This is a genomic window from Mycolicibacter hiberniae (assembly GCF_010729485.1).
Taxonomy (GTDB): Bacteria; Actinomycetota; Actinomycetes; order Mycobacteriales; family Mycobacteriaceae; genus Mycobacterium; species Mycobacterium hiberniae.
In genome coordinates this window covers 3,398,108-3,411,982 of the sequence record NZ_AP022609.1, presented here as the reverse complement: position 1 = coordinate 3,411,982, position 13,875 = coordinate 3,398,108, and the positions used below count along the sequence as shown (strand labels likewise).

Here is a 13,875-nt window from a genome sequence, read left to right as displayed (position 1 = left end):
GGTATGAGCGAGCCGCCAGTCTCCGCCCCCCCGCCGCCTGCGCCGGCAGCGCCGCCTCCTCCTCCGCAGGCAGCGCCGAACCGGCTCTACCAAATCGCGGCCTGGGTGGTGATCGTCGCCGGAACCGTCTTCATCGCCGCCGTCATCTTCGGTACGGGCGCTTACCTCAGCGGTGGCGGCTGGTACGGGCCGCGACACCACCATCACGGGCCCTGCATGATGCATCACGGGCCGCCCATGGGTCCCGGCTTCGGGCCGGCGGGCCCCGGCGAGGAGTCGCCGTGGCCCGGCTTCCGTCCGGCTGGCCCGGGCAACGGGCCGGGCGGGCCCGGAGGACCGCCCCCGCCACCGCCCCCGCCGTCTGTCCCGCCGCATCGCTGATCGGCGTCGGCGTGCCGTCGCACCAGCAGCCGGCCGGCCGAGAAGGAAAAACGCACGCTCGTCAGGTTTTAGTCACACGCTTTGCGTCAACAGCTCTTGAACGGCAAGAGGAGACAAGCAGATGACCGAGCACCACACCACCACCGATGCCGGAATTCCGGCGCCCAGCGACGACGAATCGCTGACCGTCGGCCCGGACGGGCCCATTCTGTTGCAAGACCACTATCTGATCGAGCAGATGGCGATGTTCAACCGGGAGCGGATCCCGGAACGGCAGCCGCATGCCAAGGGCGGTGGAGCGTATGGGCGTTTCGAAGTCACCGCGGACGTCACCCGCTACACCAGGGCGGCGGTCTTTGCGCCCGGCGCCAGGACCGAAACCCTGACCCGGTTCTCCACCGTCGCGGGCGAGCGGGGCAGCCCCGACACCTGGCGGGACCCGCGCGGTTTCGCGACCAAGTTCTACACCTCGGAGGGCAACTTCGACATGGTCGGCAACAACACGCCGATCTTTTTCCTGCGTGATCCGCTGAAGTTCCAGCACTTCATCCGTTCCCAGAAGCGCCGCGCGGCCAACAATCTGCGCGACCACAACATGCAGTGGGACTTTTGGACGCTGTCACCCGAATCCGCCCACCAGGTCACCTGGTTGATGGGTGATCGCGGGATTCCGAAAAGCTGGCGCCAGATGAACGGCTACTCCAGCCATACCTACAGCTGGATCAACGCGGCCGGCGAGATCTTCTGGGTGAAATACCACTTCATCAGCGATCAGGGCGTTGAGTGTCTTACGCAGGACGAGGCCGACCGGCTGGCCGGCGTTGACGCCGACTACCACCAGCGTGACCTCTACGACGCGATCGAGCGCGGCGAGCATCCGAGTTGGACGCTGAAGATGCAGATCATGCCGTTTGAGGAGGCGAAGACCTATCGCTACAACCCATTCGATCTCACCAAGGTCTGGCCGCACGGCGACTACCCGCTGATCGATGTGGGCAAGCTGACGCTGGACCGCAACGTCACCGACTATCACAGCGAGATCGAGCAGGCGGCGTTTCAGCCCAACAACACGGTTCCCGGAACCGGCTTGAGCCCGGACAAGATGCTGCTGGCCCGAGGTTTCTCCTACGCCGACGCCCACCGGGCCCGGATCGGGACGAACTACAGTCAATTGCCGGTCAACGCACCGAAAGTCGAGGTGCACAGCTATTCCAAAGACGGTGCCATGCGGTTCGTCAACGCGACGGACCCGGTGTACGCGCCGAACTCGATGGGCGGTCCCAAGGCCGACCCGGCCCGGGCCGCCGAAGTCCGGTGGTACTCCGACGGGGATATGGTGCGCGCCGCCTACACCCTGCGCCCCGACGACGACGATTTCAGCCAGGCGCGCACCCTGGTCCGTGACGTCCTCGACGACGATGAACGCAAGCGGTTGGCGGCCAACATCATTGGGCACGTCTCGGCGGGTGTCACCGAACCGGTGCTGTCGCGGGTATTCGAATACTGGCACAACGTCGACCCCGATCTGGGCAGCGCGGTCGAGGCCGGGGTGCGGGCCAACCTTGCTTGACGGCCGGCGGGCCACCGCAACCCTGCGGGTGGTGCTGGGCCTGGTTGCCGCCGGCGGGGCGGTCGCTCCGGTGGCCGGCGCCGGCCCCTCGGAGCCGGGCGTGGTGTCCTATGCGGTACTGCCCCGGGGTTCGGTGGGCAACATCGTCGGCTCCCCGATGACGTTCGAGGCCGTCTCGGGCGAGCCGTTCCAGGCGTTCTGGGTCGACGACCCGGCGTGCAACAACTGGGCTGACATCGGCCTGCCCGAGGTCTTCAACGATCCTGACCTGGCGTCCTTCAACAGCGCCGTCACCCAGACGTCGGCCACCGATCAGGGCCATTTCGTCAAGCAGGCGGTGGGGGTGTTCGCCAGCAACGAGGCGGCCACCGGCGCCTTCCGCCGTGTCGTGGACCGAACCGTGGGCTGCTCGGGCCGGACCACCGCGATGCACCTGGCGAGTGGAGTCACGCAGGTCTGGGCATTCGGCGGCGGACCGGCCACCGCAACCGACGCGGCCTGGACCAAGCAGGAGGCCGGCACCGCCCGGCGCTGTTTCAACCAGACCCGATTGCGGGCCAATGTGTTGCTGCAAGCCAAAGTCTGCCAGTCGGGCAACGCCGGCCCGGCGGTGAATGTGCTGGCCGGCGCCATGCAGAACTCTTTGGGTCAGTAAACGCCGGACAACGTGTCGGTGCACTCCGGTAGCGTCGGAGGATCGACGGGGGAGGGGTTGAGATGGGTTTCGCCGCGGCGACGCAATTGTCCCGCGGCGATGAACCGTGCCTGGGCGGGCCGGAACTGTCGGGTGCTTCCGACGCGGCCGACTACATCATCCAACGTTGCCTCACCGACGCCCCGCATGGCCGGGTAGGCCTGGAAATCGAGGCACACTGCTTCGACCCGGCCGATCCGCACCGGCGCCCCGGTTGGGCCGAGATCGGTGACGTCTTGCGTCACGTTCCGGAATTACCCGGAGGAAGTGCCGTCACCGTCGAACCGGGCGGCGCGGTGGAACTCTCCGGCCCGCCGTTGGACGGTGCCCTCGCCGCGATCGAGGCGATGACCGCCGATCAGGCGGTGCTGCGGTCCACGTTCGCCGACGCCGGGCTCGGTCTGGTGCAACTGGGCGCCGACCCGCTGCGGCCAACCGGGCGGGTCAACCCGGGCGAGCGTTACGCCGCCATGGAACAGTTCTTCGCCGCCAGTCACACCGGTTCGGCTGGAGCGGCGATGATGACGGCGACGGCGTCCGTCCAAGTCAATCTGGACGCCGGCGCCCGGGCGGGTTGGGCTGACCGGGTCCGGCTGGCCCACGCGCTGGGACCGACGATGGTCGCGATCGCCGCGAACTCGCCGCTGCTCAGCGGTGTCTTCTCCGGTTGGTGCTCCACTCGGCAGCGGGTGTGGAGCCGGCTGGATTCGGCCCGCTGCGGTCCGGTCCTGGGCCTTGACGGCACCGACCCCGCCACCGACTGGGCGCGCTACGCGCTCAAGGCGCCGGTCATGCTGGTGCACACACCCGAAGCGATTCCGGTCAGCAGGTACGTGCCGTTCGCCGACTGGGCCGACGGGCGGATTCGCCTCGGCGGGCGCCGCGCCGGCATCGAAGACCTCGACTACCACCTGACCACCCTGTTCCCGCCGGTGCGCCCGCGGGGCTGGCTGGAGATCCGTTACCTCGACAGCGTCGGCGACACGCTCTGGCCGGCGCTGGTCTTTATGCTGGCCACCCTGCTCGACGACCCCGCCGCCGCCAACAGTGCCGCCGAAGCCGTCGAACCCGTCGCAACTGCCTGGGATGTCGCCGCGCGAGTCGGCCTGGGCGACCCGCGGCTGCATGCGGCCGCCGGGCACTGCGTTCGCCTGGCGGCCGAGCGGGCGCCGGAGTCGCTGCGCGAGGGTATGCAACGGCTGGCCGCCATGGTCGAGCGCGGCCGCTGCCCGGCCGACGACGTCACCCAGCACGCGGCCGAGGCCGGCGTCCCGGCTCTGGTGACCCGGTTGGCCCGCGGACAGTCATGACCGCACGGGAGACCTTGGTCCGCGACCTGACGCGGGCGCGTGAGCGCACGCTGGCGCTCGTGGCCCTCGATGACACCGAGTTGCTGCGCCAGTACGACCCGCTGATGAGCCCGCTGGTGTGGGACCTGGCCCACATCGGCCAGCAGGAGGAGCTGTGGCTGCTGCGCGGTGGAGACCCCGCACGGCCTGGCATGCTGCCCGCGGATGTCGAGGGCCTCTACGACGCCTTCACCCACCCGCGTGTCAGTCGGGTCGACCTACCGCTGCTGGCGCCACAGCGGGCCCGGAAGTACTGCGCCACAGTGCGTTCCAAAGTTCTCGACAAGATCGGTGCGCTATCCGTTGAGAACGGGGACGGGTTCGTCTTCGCGATGGTGCTCAGCCACGAGCACCAGCACGACGAGACCATGCTGCAGGCGCTGAACCTGCGTGCCGGCGTGCCCGTCCTGAGCCCGGGCGGCGCAGTACCCACCGGCCGGCCCGATCTGGAGGGCACCTCGGTGCTGGTGCCCGGCGGCGAGTTCGTGCTCGGCGTCGACGCCGCCGACGAGCCCTCGTCGCTGGACAACGAGCGCCCCGCGCACCGTGTCGATGTGGCGGCGTTCCGGATCGGCCGGGTGCCGGTGACCAACCGGGAATGGCGGGCATTCATCGCCGACGGCGGCTATCGGCAACGGCAGTGGTGGAGCGAACGCGGTTGGCGCCACTGCGTAGAGGCCGGGCTGACGGCCCCGCAGTTCTGGTGTCCCGACCTGCGGTCTCGGGTACGGTTTGGTCACACCGAGGAGCTGCCAGACGACGAGCCGGTCCAGCATGTCAGTTACTTCGAGGCGCAGGCGTATGCCGCATGGGCGGGCGCTCGGCTGCCCACCGAGATCGAATGGGAGAAGGCCTGTGCCTGGGATCCGGCGACAGCGACGCGCCGGCGCTATCCCTGGGGCAGCGCCGAACCGTCGGCCGCACTGGCCAACCTCGGCGGCACGGCGCTGCGTCCGGCGCCGGTGGGGGCATATCCCGACGGGGCCTCGGCGTACGGAGCCCAACAACTGCTCGGCGATGTCTGGGAGTGGACCAGTTCGCCCCTGCAACCGTGGCCCGGCTTTCGCCCTATGATCTACCAGCGATATTCCGAACCGTTCTTCGGCGGCGACTACCGGGTTCTGCGTGGCGGATCGTGGGCGGTTGCGGGCGAGATCCTGCGGCCGAGCTTTCGCAACTGGGACCACCCCTATCGGCGGCAGATCTTCGCCGGTGTGCGACTGGCCTGGGACGCCTGATGTGCCGGCACCTGGGCTGGCTGGGACGGCCGCGAACACTGGCCGAGCTGGTCCTGCAACCGCCATACGGGCTGCTGGTGCAGTCCTATGCGCCGCGGCGGCAGAAGCACGGCTTACTCAACGCCGACGGTTGGGGCGCGGGCTTTTTCGACGGCACGACGCCGCGGCGGTGGCGCAGCGCGGCTCCGCTGTGGGGTGACGCCTCGTTCGCCTCAGTGGCCCCGGCGCTGGCCAGCCATTGCGTCGTGGCCGCGGTGCGTTCGGCCACCGTCGGCATGCCCATCGAAGCCAGTGCCGCCGCACCCTTCACCGACGGCACGTGGCTGCTGTCGCACAACGGCGTGGTCGACCGCACGGCGTTACCAGGCGTCACGGCGGCGGAATCGGTGTGTGACAGTGCACTGTTGGCCGCGGCGATATTCGAAAGCGGGGTGGAGTCGTTGGGTGCCGTGGTCGCCGAGGTGGGCGCGTCCGACCCGGCGGCCCGACTGAACATCCTGGTCGCCAACGGCACTCGAATGTTGGCCACGACCTGGGGGGACACCTTGTCGATGTTGCACAGTGCGGACGGCGTGGTGCTGGCCAGTGAGCCCTACGACGACGACCCCCGCTGGGTGGACATACCCGACCGGCATCTGATCGAGACTTCCGGCGGCGAGGTCCGCCTCACCGCGTTGGACACGGCCCCGTGACCGTCTCGATCGCCAACCATCTGGCTGCCGACGCGGCGCGCAGCGCGCTGCGGCAAGACGTCCGGCACGGCCTGGCGCAAGTCCCGAAGTCGCTGCCGCCCAAGTGGTTCTACGACGACGTGGGCAGCGAGCTGTTCGACAGGATCACCCGACTGCCCGAGTACTATCCCACCCGCGCCGAGGCGCAGATCCTGCGGACTCGTTCTGCGGAGGTCGCGGCCCTGTCCGGCGCGGACACCCTGGTGGAGCTGGGCAGCGGAACCTCGGAAAAAACCCGCATGCTGCTGGATGCGTTGCGCGACAACCGGACGCTGCAACGGTTCGTCCCGTTCGATGTGGACGCCGGCGTGCTGGAGAAGGCCGGGGAGGCGATCGCCCGGGACTATCCCGGGGTGCAGGTGCACGGCGTCTGCGGCGACTTCGAACATCATCTGGCGCAGATCCCCGACGGCGGCGTAAGGCTGTTCGTGTTCCTGGGTTCGACCATCGGCAATCTGACACCCGGACCGCGTGCTGACTTCCTGGCGGATCTGGCGGCCGTCATGCGCGACGGCGATGCCCTGCTGCTGGGCACGGACCTGGTCAAGGACACCGACAGGCTGGTGCGCGCCTATGACGATGCAGCCGGCGTCACCGCGGCGTTCAACCGCAACGTACTCGCGGTGGTGAACCGCGAACTGCATGCTGACTTCGATCTGGACGCCTTCGCCCATGTGGCGCGGTGGAACCACAGCGAACAGCGGATCGAGATGTGGCTGCGTGCCCGCCGCGCGCAGCACGTGGCCATCGGCGACTTGGACCTGGCTGTCGACTTCGCCGCGGCCGAGGAGATGCTGACCGAGGTGTCGTGCAAGTTTCACCCGGACCAGGTGGCCGCGGAGCTGGCCGCCGCGGGACTGCGGCGCCGGCGATGGTGGACCGACACCGCCGGTGATTTCGGCTTGTCACTGTCCATCAAATGAGTCTGGCCGCAACCTGGCGCGCGGCGCGCCCACCGGCCGCGGGACTGCACCTGGACAGCGCGGCCTGCTCGAGGCAGAGCTACGCAGCGCTGGACGCCGCCGCCCGCCACGCCCGTCACGAAGCCGAGGTCGGTGGCTACGTAGCTGCCGAGGCGGCCGCACCGGTGCTCGATGCCGGCCGGGCAGCTTTCGCGGCATTGACCGGCATCCCCGACGGTGCGGTGGTGTTCACCACCGGCTCGCGAAACGCGCTGGAGCTACTGCTGTCCCGCTGGCCGGGTACTCATCGCACGCTGGCCTGCCTGCCCGGCGAGTACGGGCCCAATTTGGCGGTGATGGCCGCCCAGGGTTTCACCCGGTGGATGCTGCCGGTGGACCGGGACGGCCGGCTGCAGCTCGACGAGGCGGCAGCAACACTGGGCGCCGACCCGCCCGATCTGGTCCACCTGACCCCGATCGGCAGTCACCGTGGGCTGGTTCAACCGCTGGCGGAGATGGTCGCGATGTGCCGCGGGCTCGGCATTCCCCTGGTGGTGGATGCCGCGCAGGCGCTGGGCCAGATCGACTGCGCGGTCGGTGCGGACGCCGTCTATTCGTCGTCACGCAAGTGGCTTGCCGGTCCGCGTGGTGTCGGAGCTCTGGCGGTTCGGTCCGATCTGGCCGAACTGGTGGCGCCCGGACCGGCGGTCGGTGATGCGAATGTGGCCGCACAGGTGGGGTTCTGCGTGGCGCTGGGGGAATACCTGACAGCCGGCCCGGCAGCGGTGCGCACCGCGCTGGCCGCAGCGGGCGCCCGCAGTCGCCGGGTGCTGGCTCAGCTGCCCGGCTGGCGGGTGGTCGAACCTGCCGACGAACCGAGCGCCATCACCACCCTGGCCCCGCTCGGCGGGGCCGACCCGGTGGCGGTGCGTGCCCGGCTGATCGCCGAGCACGGGATCGTCACCACGGCGGCCGGGGTCGAACGCGCACCAGGCGAACTCACCGCTCCCGTGCTGCGGATCTCACCGCACGTAGACGCCACCCAGGGGGATCTGGAGGTGTTCGCGGCGGCGTTGGCCGGCGGTGCGGGCGCGGGCTGAGCGCCGTACCTACGGTGCTAGTGGCCGAACAGGCCGCCGCCGCGACCGCCGAACAGGCCACCGCCTCCGCCGCCGAACAGCCCGCCGCCCGGCTTGCCGCCGCCGAAGATGCCGCCGGGCTTGCCGCCGCCGAAGATGCCGCCGGGCTTGCCGCCGCCGAAGATGCCGCCGGGCTTGCCGCCGCCGAAGATACCGCCCGGGTTGCCGCCGCCCAGCTTAGGCAGGGAGGGCGCGCCCGGCGCGGGAAGCGAGGGCAGCGACGGCGCCTGTGGTGCCGGAAGTGACGGCAGGGCCGGAAGCGCCGGGGAGTTGGGCACCGGGAGGCTGGGCAGCGCCGGCGGCTTGAACGCCGGAATGCTGGGTGCCGCTGGAATCGCCGGCGCGCTCGGCGCCGGGATCGCAGGCAGCCCAGGGAAGGTCGGCGCGCTGGGCGCCGGGATTGCAGGCAGCCCAGGGAAGGTCGGCGCGCTGGGTGCCGGAAGGGAAGGTAGGCCGACGGGCGGAGCCGAGTTCGGGGGCGCAATAGGCAGGTTCGGCAGCTGCAGCGGCGGGCTCGGGTTGGCCACCGGCGGGCTGGGCAGCTGGAACGGCGCCTCAGGCAGCTTGACCGGCACGTCGGGAACCGCGGCAGGTGGGTCGGGCAGCTTGACCGGCAACTCCGGCAACGTGATCGGGGCGTTCGGCACGTTGGCCGGCGGGTCGGGCAATCGGATCGGGGGGTTGGGTTTGATGACGGGCAGGTCGGGCTTGATCACCGGGGGGTTGGGTTTGACGACGGGTGGGTCGGGCAGTTCGATCGGCGGGTTGGGTTTGATGATCGGCGGAATGGGTTTGACGACTGGGGGGTTGGGTTTGACCACGGGTGGGTCGGGCAGTTCGATCGGCGGGTTGGGTTTGATGACCGGCGGAATGGGCATGACGACTGGCGGGTTGGGTTTGACCACCGGAGGATCGGGCAGCTCGATCGGGGGTTGCGGATTGACCTCCGGAGGATCGGGCTTCACCACCGGCGGGATTGGCGCCGCGGGCTTCTTCCCGGGCGACCCCCACAGGAATGACAATCCGGACAGGCCCGCAAGGACAGGCCGGTGCGGGGCCGGTCGTGGGAGCGGCGCCAGCAGGAACGGCAAGGGAGCTTGCACCGCCGGCGTCGGAAGCCCCACCGGCGGGCCGAACACGGGGGCCGGCACGGACTCCGGCCCGATCACTGCCTCGGCAGCAACCGCGATCGGTGCGGGCAGCCCCGGCAATGGGACGCTCGCGGGGACCGCCACCGGCAGGTCCGGCGGCGCCGGCACGTCCAGCGGCGCCGGGAGATCCACCGGCGGAAGCGGAATCGGGTTCGCCGGCGCCGGGCCCATCACCGGAGGTGCTCCCCCGAAGGGTTCGCTGGCCGGCACCTGAAGGTGCGGTGCCCGGTGCGGAATCGTCAACGCCCGGCCCAGTTCCGGCCGCAACGCAACCAGGTTCGGGGTGATGTCCAGCGTCATCGCCACCATCAGCGCCGATGCCGCCGCAAAGGTGGCCGACGCCAGCGCCGCACCGGCCACCAGCAGCGGGCGACGGGGCGGCTGCTCTGCGGGCGGCAGGATTTCGGTGACGGCTTCGGCCTCCTCGTCGGGCACAGCGCTGTAAGCCATGTCGTCGGCGGCGAAACCGGGAAAGTCGTAGTAGCTCAGGCCCAGAGCATCGGATGCGGGCTCTCGGGTGTAGGCCAGGGCCGCGGCTGAGGTAGGCGTGCCGGCACCGATCAGGCGTGCCGAGGCCAGCGCCGCGCCCCGAGCCAGGGCCGCGTGGGGCTGCTCGGGCTCGCACACCTCGTGGGGCACGGTCGCCTCCAGCCGCGGCCGCAATGCGGTCGAATCGCCCTCGGAGCAGATCAGGAACAGGCCGTCCGGGCACGTCGGCGCCGCGTTCAGGCGGTCGGCAGCGGTGTCGACCGCGGCGGTGGCGTCCCCGTCATCGAGATGCCGGCGGAAGATCCGGGTGACGGTGCCGTCGGTGCAGTCGATCATGGCGAGGGTGGCCGCTTCCGGTTCCACGGACAACAGGCCCATCCGGTCGCAGCCGACCGTCTGGCCCAGGTTGTGGGTCAGGCTCGCCGCCGCAAGCACCGGGGAGATCAACGCAACGTTCTCCATGCCGGCGAGGGCACCGCTGGAGAGCCGCGAACTCAGGGCGGCTGCGTCCAGTGCGTCAGTCGCGGTAACCCCGGTCGATACCAGGTGATGGCCGGCCGTCTCGGCGGTGTCGCGGGCCCGCAGGATCGCCGCGATCAAGGCGTCGACGGCGGCGAACCGTGCGGAGTTCTCGGAGGGAACGTCGATGCTGAGCTCCTGCAGCGTGACGCCGTCCCCGCGCTCGCCGCAGACCAGGACGGTGTGGATGGTGGTGGGTTCGCTCGACGCAAGTGCCACACCAAGGACGACGTCCATTGATCCTCCGGATTCAGTTCTGACCTGCACGCGGGGGGTTCGCGGGCGGGCTGTTCAGCGAACTCATCGGCGGCGTTGCGACACCGTTTGTTCACCAACATGACATCTACTCGCGATATCTCGAAATATGCGTCTAGGTGAATGAATAGCGACTGATGGCTTCGTGAAGAAAGCCTAATTTTGTGCGCTGGTGGGCACGGCCGCCGCGATCCTGGCTCGTACCGCCACTCGAGCGGACAACCTGGGCCATGATGGACGCGGCACCGACCAGCACCGGTAGGGACAGGGACAGGAGTCAGACTTGGCCGATTTCGTCGCGTCGATCGACCAGGGCACCACCAGCACCCGCTGCATCATCTTCGACCACGACGGTGCCGAGGTGGGCCGTCACCAGCTTGAGCATGAGCAGATTCTGCCGCGTGCGGGCTGGGTGGAGCACGATCCGTTCGAACTGTGGAACCACACCGCGGCGGTGCTCGTCTCGGCACTCAACACCACCAAGCTCCACCCGTCGGATCTGGCGGCCCTGGGCATCGCCAACCAGCGCGAAACGACGGTGGTCTGGAACAAAAAGACCGGCCAGCCTTACCACAATGCGATCGTCTGGCAGGACACTCGCACCGACGGCATCGCGGCGGCACTCGAGCGCGACGGCCACGGCGAGTTGATCCGGCGCAAGGCGGGCCTGCCGCCGGCTACCTATTTCTCCGCGGGCAAGCTGCAGTGGATTCTGGACAACGTCGAGGGGGTGCGCGCCGATGCCGAACGCGGAGACGCGCTGTTCGGCACCTGCGACAGCTGGGTGCTGTGGAACCTGACGGGGGGGCCGCGCGGAGGCGTGCACCAGACCGACGTCACCAACGCCAGCCGCACCATGCTGATGAACCTCGAAACGCTGGACTGGGACGACGAGCTGCTGGCGTTGTTCTCCATCCCGCGGTCGATGCTGCCGCGCGTCACGGCGTCATCGACGCGACGCCGGCATCCTGTCACCTCCAGCACCGGACCGATACGTGGCGAAGTACCGATCGCCGGGATTCTCGGCGACCAGCAGAGCGCCATGGTCGGTCAGGTGTGCCTGTCGGCGGGCGAGGCGAAGAACACCTACGGGACCGGAAACTTCTTGCTGCTCAACACCGGTGAGCAGATCGTCCGCTCCGACAACGGCTTGCTGACCACGGTCTGCTACCAGTTCGGCGACGCCAAGCCCGTTTACGCGCTAGAGGGGTCGATCGCTGTCACCGGCTCCGCGGTGCAATGGCTGCGCGACCAGTTGGGCATCATCAGCGGCGCCACGCAGGTCGAGACACTGGCGCGCCAGGTGGCCGATAACGGAGGAATGTACTTCGTGCCGGCGTTCTCCGGGCTGTTCGCGCCGTACTGGCGGTCCGATGCGCGCGGCGCGATCGTCGGGCTGTCCCGGTTCAACACCAACGCGCACCTTGCCCGCGCCACGCTGGAGGCCATCTGCTACCAGAGCCGGGACGTGGCTGAGGCGATGGAAGCCGATTCCGGTGTGCACCTTGGCGTTTTGAAGGTCGACGGCGGTATCACCGCCAATGACCTGTGTATGCAGATTCAGGCTGATGTTCTTGGCGTCGACGTGGTCAAGCCGGTGGTGCCAGAAACCACCGCACTGGGTGCGGCCTACGCCGCCGGACTCGGCGTCGGGTTCTGGAAGGGGCCTGAGGACCTTCGTGCCAATTGGCGCGAAGGCAAGCGCTGGACGCCGAACTGGTCGGACGAGCAGCGCGCCGAGGGTTATGCCGGATGGCGAAAGGCTGTGCAGCGCACGCTGGATTGGGTCGAGCTTCCCTGAATGGCCGCACGCAAGCGGTGGGTGCCCGCCGCACTGGTTGCGCTGGTCGTGGTGGTGGCGGTTGGCTGGGCGTGGTGCCAGCGCGAGGGGATGGCAGGGGGCTGGCAGCCACCGGGCCCCGGGTCCCCGGGGGTTTCGCCTGCGCCGAACGTGACACCCGACCCGGGCTACGACGACGCTCGTCGGATGCTTCAAACGCTCCCGGTCAAGGCATGGGATCGGCAGCAAGACTTCAAGCGCTACCGGTTCGGTGAGCGGTGGAGCGACGATGTCGACGTCGAGTTCGGCCACAACGGCTGTAACACCCGCGACGATATCTTGCGCCGCGATCTGGCTCGGATCGAACTGCGGCGGGGCACCTGCCTGGTGCAGAGCGGCATCCTGCATGACCCGTACTCCGGGGAGACCATCGCATTCGTCCGTGGTCCCGAGACATCCCAGACCGTGCAGGTCGACCATCTGGTGTCGTTGGCCGACGCTTGGTACAAAGGGGCGCGGTCCTGGGACGACCGGCGCCGCCGCGATTTCGCCAACGACCCGCAAAACCTGCTCGCCGTCAGCGCACAGTCGAACTTCGATAAGGCGTTCCGCGACGCGGCCGGCTGGCTGCCGACGAACACCGCGTTCCGATGCGAATTCGTGGCGCGCCAGGTCGCGGTCAAAACGGTTTACCGACTGTGGGTTTCCTCCAACGAAAAGACCGCGATGGAACAGGTCCTGCATCGCTGTTGACCATCGACCGGTCGCACTGACGGATCGCGGCAATCGCCGTCAGTTCGGGGGGAAGAATCCGCCGACGTTCGGTGGCGGCCAGGGCGCCGGCGGGCCCGGAACATACGGGCCGGACGGCACGGCCTGCAGCCGCGTCATCTCGCGTCGGTGCCGCTCGGCCAACACCGCGGCCAGCACCAGCTCCGGCGGGGCGTCCGGTGGCGGCGGCGGAGAGATGTGCGCGAGCACCTCCCCGGAGATCCGGTAGGCCATCATCTGCCGGGTGTGCGGGTCCAGCTGTGCGGCGCGACCCAGGAACTGCCTTGCCAGCTCCGCGGATTCGGCACGAAGTCCGGACAACTGCAGGGTCGAGGCCCACCAGGCCAGCCCGGGCGGCATGACCGGCGGCGGCGCCGAAGCCGGAGCGCGTTCGCTGACGACCACCGTACCGGCGAAGATGTCGCCCAGGCGCTTTCCGCGTGGCGACAGCAGGCTGCAGATCACCGCGGGACTGCCGGTGAGGGCCCAGATTTCGATGACCGCAGCCAGCGCTCGTACGAGTGCCTGCCGAAAGCGTTCCGGGCTGCCGTCATCGGAAACCACCCGCAGTCCCATCGCCATCTTGCCCAGCGAGCGCCCCCGGGTGACCGCCTCCATCGTGACCGGGTAACCGACCAGGAGCAAGACGGCGAAGATGATCATGATGGCAGTGGTCAGCGCGTCGTCGAACCGGCCAAGGGTGCTGGCCCACAGGACGATCGCGCAGATGTACCCCACCAGGACGACACCGATGTCGATCAGCGCGCTGACCGCGCGTACCGGCAGCTGCGCAATCGCGATGTCGAGGACGACGGCGTCGCCGGTCACCAGCTCAGGGCTGCGATACGACATGGCTCTGACGCTACTCGCGAACCGGTGCCATCGGCGTGCTCGCCGCTAGGCTCG

12 protein-coding genes are annotated in these 13,875 nt (G+C 69.2%); 10 read left to right on the top strand and 2 right to left on the bottom strand.

The features are described from left to right. The first annotated feature begins 3 nt into the window (after nt 1–3). From G6N14_RS16135 to egtE, 8 genes are all read left to right on the top strand, one after another. The gene (locus G6N14_RS16135; protein WP_109559669.1) at nt 4–381 is read left to right on the top strand and encodes a hypothetical protein; all 378 of its coding nucleotides are present in this window, start codon (nt 4–6) and stop codon (nt 379–381) included. 121 nt (nt 382–502) lie between these two features. Then, complete coding sequence (locus G6N14_RS16130; protein WP_085134114.1) at nt 503–1,951, top strand: catalase; 1,449 nt, start codon at nt 503–505, stop codon at nt 1,949–1,951. A gap of 22 nt (nt 1,952–1,973) precedes the next feature. Further along, nucleotides 1,974–2,606 (top strand): sensor domain-containing protein, encoded by a 633-nt coding sequence (locus tag G6N14_RS16125; protein ID WP_109559688.1) that lies wholly within the window; start codon nt 1,974–1,976, stop codon nt 2,604–2,606. Between the two features lie 62 nt (nt 2,607–2,668). Then, the gene (gene egtA / locus G6N14_RS16120) at nt 2,669–3,955 is read left to right on the top strand and encodes an ergothioneine biosynthesis glutamate--cysteine ligase EgtA (protein WP_085134112.1); all 1,287 of its coding nucleotides are present in this window, start codon (nt 2,669–2,671) and stop codon (nt 3,953–3,955) included. Further along, nucleotides 3,952–5,232, top strand: coding sequence for an ergothioneine biosynthesis protein EgtB (gene egtB, locus G6N14_RS16115; protein WP_085134111.1), 1,281 nt, complete (start codon nt 3,952–3,954; stop codon nt 5,230–5,232). Before egtA ends, egtB begins: the two co-directional genes overlap by 4 nt. Next, nucleotides 5,232–5,924 carry an ergothioneine biosynthesis protein EgtC gene (gene egtC, locus G6N14_RS16110; protein WP_085134110.1) on the top strand — a complete coding sequence of 231 codons (693 nt, stop codon included), beginning with the start codon at nt 5,232–5,234 and terminating at the stop codon, nt 5,922–5,924. Before egtB ends, egtC begins: the two co-directional genes overlap by 1 nt. After that, a complete protein-coding gene (gene egtD / locus G6N14_RS16105; RefSeq protein ID WP_085134109.1) occupies nt 5,921–6,886 on the top strand; it encodes an L-histidine N(alpha)-methyltransferase in 966 nt (321 codons plus the stop codon). The genes egtC and egtD overlap by 4 nt, the downstream gene beginning before the upstream one ends. Then, nucleotides 6,883–7,965, top strand: coding sequence for an ergothioneine biosynthesis PLP-dependent enzyme EgtE (gene egtE, locus G6N14_RS16100; protein WP_085134108.1), 1,083 nt, complete (start codon nt 6,883–6,885; stop codon nt 7,963–7,965). The genes egtD and egtE overlap by 4 nt, the downstream gene beginning before the upstream one ends. 17 nt (nt 7,966–7,982) lie before the next feature. Here the strand turns inward: egtE and G6N14_RS16095 are convergent, their stop codons facing one another. Beyond that, the gene (locus G6N14_RS16095) at nt 7,983–10,400 is read right to left on the bottom strand and encodes a DUF7159 family protein (protein WP_163787202.1); all 2,418 of its coding nucleotides are present in this window, start codon (nt 10,398–10,400) and stop codon (nt 7,983–7,985) included. Nucleotides 10,401–10,701: 301 nt separating this feature from the next. Here G6N14_RS16095 and glpK point away from each other — a divergent pair, with 301 nt between their 5' ends. Both glpK and G6N14_RS16085 read left to right on the top strand, forming a co-directional pair. Beyond that, nucleotides 10,702–12,219 carry a glycerol kinase GlpK gene (gene glpK / locus G6N14_RS16090; RefSeq protein ID WP_085134106.1) on the top strand — a complete coding sequence of 506 codons (1,518 nt, stop codon included), beginning with the start codon at nt 10,702–10,704 and terminating at the stop codon, nt 12,217–12,219. After that, entirely contained in the window at nt 12,220–12,951 is a 732-nt protein-coding gene (locus G6N14_RS16085) for an HNH endonuclease family protein (protein ID WP_085134105.1), read from the top strand. Between the two features lie 39 nt (nt 12,952–12,990). Here the strand turns inward: G6N14_RS16085 and G6N14_RS16080 are convergent, their stop codons facing one another. Further along, nucleotides 12,991–13,821 carry an RDD family protein gene (locus tag G6N14_RS16080; RefSeq protein ID WP_085134104.1) on the bottom strand — a complete coding sequence of 277 codons (831 nt, stop codon included), beginning with the start codon at nt 13,819–13,821 and terminating at the stop codon, nt 12,991–12,993. Between the last annotated feature and the right edge of the window lie 54 nt (nt 13,822–13,875).